This window comes from Trichlorobacter sp., from assembly GCF_030247655.1.
Lineage (GTDB): Bacteria > Desulfobacterota > Desulfuromonadia > Geobacterales > Pseudopelobacteraceae > Trichlorobacter.
Genome location: NZ_JAOTRZ010000276.1, coordinates 1 through 3,382 on the forward strand (window position 1 = coordinate 1; position 3,382 = coordinate 3,382).

Consider the following 3,382-nt stretch of genomic DNA (forward strand, 5'->3'; position numbering starts at 1 on the left):
ACCCTGGACCTATCTGCATGCCATCAAGGATTACTATGACATGCCGGCCATTGTGGAGGATACGCCAGGGGCGCGGGCGGTGTTTAACATTGTCCCTTCCCTGGTGGAGCAGTTGCTGGACTACGCTGCTGGCACTGCGGTTGATCCGTTCCTGATCAAGGGGCAGATGAACCCGGCAGATATGTCGGAAGAAGACCGGATCTTCCTGCTGGAGAACTTCTTTTCTGCCAACCGACAGCGGATGATTGAGCCGCACCGCCGCTACCTTGAACTGCTTTACATGGCGGGTGAAGGCAAGCCCGGTGCCGTACGTGAACGGGTCAGGCACTTCAGTCATCAGGATCTGCAGGATCTGCAGGTCTGTTTCTTTCTGGCCTGGACCGGTGAGGCAGCCCGGCGTCGCTTTCCTGCCTTTCGAGAGCTGTTAGCCAAAGGTCAGGGCTACACGGCAGAGGACCGTGCCCTGTTGTTTGCCACCCAGCGCAAGCTGCTGAACGAAATTGTACCGCTCTACAGGCGGCTGCAGGCATCTGGACAGATTGAGCTATCCGTAACTCCTTACTTTCATCCGATTCTTCCGCTCCTGTGTGATACCCAGCTGGCACGTGAGGCGATGCCAAAGGTGACGCTGCCTCAGGAACGGTTCCGTCACCCTGAAGATGCCCGTGCCCAGATCTGTCATGGACTGCGCTATTTCCAGGAAGTGTTTGGTAGTACCCCACGGGGAATGTGGCCTTCCGAAGGGTCAGTCAGTGATGAAACGTTGCAGCTGATACGTGACTGCGGCCTGGAGTGGGTAGCAACCGACGAAGAGGTTTTGGGCCGCTCATTGGATGGCGGGCTGGGTCAGCACCATGAGCATCTCTACCACCCCTGGCGATTTGCCACTGCCAAAGGGGATCTGCGTATTTTCTTCCGTGATCACCAGCTTTCAGATCTGATCGGTTTTACTTACAGCCAGTGGGATGCTCGCCGGGCCGTGGCTGATTTTACCGGACGCCTGCGTCAGATCGGACGTCAGGTAGGTACAGACGGCAAGGTGATTCCGGTTGTCCTGGATGGTGAAAACGCCTGGGAGTTTTATCCTGACAATGCCTACGATTTCCTGTCAGGTGTCTACGCCGCTGTTGCCGAAGCTTCAGACCTGCAGCTGACCACTTGTAGCGAGGTGCTGGAAAAATCAAGCTTCGAAGGCCGCCTGCACCGGATTCATCCCGGCTCCTGGATTAATGCAAACTACGGCATCTGGATCGGCCATCCAGAAGAAAACCTGGCCTGGGATCTGGTGGCAGGTGCCAGACGGGCGATTGTTGAACATCATCCTGAAGCAGCCCGCCAGCTGGCCAGCGGTGGTATGGATGGTGACCAGGTGGCCCGCCTGCTCTGTACCTCGCTCTATGCTGCTGAAGGAAGCGACTGGTTCTGGTGGTTTGGTGATGATCACTTCTCACCCCACAGTGACCGGTTTGACCGCCTGTTCCGTCAGCATCTCACCAATATTTACACCATGCTGGGGATCAGCCCGCCCCGAGAACTGCTGGAGCCGATCAAGAAAAAGAGTCCGGCAGGTCTGGTGCGTGAGCCGGCCGGCTTCATTGAGCCGGATATCAACGGCCGGGTGGGGGATTACTTTGAATGGCTGGCTGCCGGGCTGTTTGACCTGACCCGTCAGGGCTCTGCCATGCACTCGTCTGATCGTCTGCTGCAAGGGTTCTACTGGGGCTATAACCGCGATTCGCTTTTCTTCAGGATTGACGGCATTCAGGAGCTTTCCCGTCTGCTCAAGGAAAATGATATCCTGGCCTTGCAGCTGATTGCAGACCGTGAATATCGCCTGCCGATGCAGCGCAGCATGGAAGAAGGACTGTTACTGGTCAGGGAGCTGGGCAGTTGGACTCCTACCAATAGCTGCTGCCGCTGGGCCATTGATCGGACCTGCGAGGTGGCACTGCCGCTGGAAGGGCTGCATCTGCTGCAAAAATCCAAACTTTTTGTCAGCGTTACCCTGACACGTAACAGTGAGGAGATCGGGCGTTGGCCATCGGATGCGCCGTTGATGCTGAATTATGAAGGGCCGGATCTGGAAGCCAACGACTGGCTGATTTGAAACGGTCTTTTTCCGCCCTGGCCCCGCCAATCTTCGGAGTGCCTTGTGCGGCGTACTCTATGGTACGCCTCCGCGCCACTCCTTGATTGACGAGACCATAACGAAAAATCCTCGTTTCCATACAAAGAAGGGTATGTCTATGTCTGAATTGCGTTGGGACCCATTAAAGCTGCACTGGGTGATTATTGCCACTGAACGGGGCCGCCGTCCGCGGGATTTTCAGGCAGAGCCTGAGCCGCTACCGATCACCTCCTGTCCGTTCTGCTATGGCAACGAAGACAAGACCCCGCCGGAGATCTTTGCCATCCGTCCCAGTGGTATGCCCAACACCCCCAACTGGAAGGTGCGGGTAATCCCCAACAAATATCCAGCCCTGCGGATTGAAGGTGAGCTGGAAAGCCGTGGTCATGGGCCTTATGATGTGATGAACGGTATTGGTGCCCATGAGGTGATTATTGAGACGCCGGACCACAAGAAATCCATGGCAGACCTTACTCCGGCAGAGCTGACCGATGTATTGATCGCCTGGCGGACCCGCCTGCTGGACCTGCGTCGGGATTTCCGTTTCCGCTACATGATCCTGTTCAAGAACCATGGCGCACGGGCCGGGGCCTCGCTGGCCCATTCCCACAGCCAGTTGATCGCGGTACCGATGCTGCCACCGGTGGCCACCACCGAACTGAAGGTCTGCCGCACCCACTATGCCAACAAGGAACGCTGCCTGTTCTGTGACCTGATCGCCTTTGAACTGGAACAGGGGGTGCGGGTGGTGCGGGAGTTTTCCAACTTTGTGACCCTGGCACCCTATGCTGCCAGCTTCCCCTTTGAGCTGCGGCTGTACCCCAAGCGGCACAGCCACGATTTTGCCCTGATGCATGATGCCCAACTGGCCGAGCTGGCCGTGGCCCTGAAGGATATGCTGATGCGGGTTAAACTGGTGCTGAAGGATGCCCCCTATAACTTTATTCTGCATACCTGCCCGCCAATGCACAAACGCCCGGGTAAGCCGGCCATGTGGACCTCACTTGAGTATGACTACCACTGGCATATTGAGCTGGTGCCGCGCCTGACCTCCATTGCCGGTTTTGAATGGGGCACCGGGTTTTTCATTAACCCCACCTCGCCGGAAGATGCAGCCCAGTTCCTGCGTGAGGCAGAGGTATAGTTGACATCACCCTGTCCACTTAAAATTACGCTTGAGCAGCTCTACGCCAACCGCTCCCAGCAACACCTGGCCAATGACCCGCTTTCTTTCTGTCATCGTTATAGAGATAC

2 protein-coding genes are annotated in these 3,382 nt (G+C 56.7%); both read left to right on the forward strand.

What is annotated here, in order from left to right:
- The coding region (locus OEL57_RS15515; protein ID WP_300741709.1) for a glycoside hydrolase family 57 protein at positions 1-2,107 on the forward strand (2,107 nt) is incomplete at its 5' end.
- A 139-nt stretch (positions 2,108-2,246) separates the two neighbouring features.
- Positions 2,247-3,272, forward strand: a complete 1,026-nt coding sequence (gene galT, locus OEL57_RS15520; RefSeq protein ID WP_300741711.1) for a galactose-1-phosphate uridylyltransferase — start codon at positions 2,247-2,249, stop codon at positions 3,270-3,272.
- Positions 3,273-3,382 lie beyond the last annotated feature (110 nt).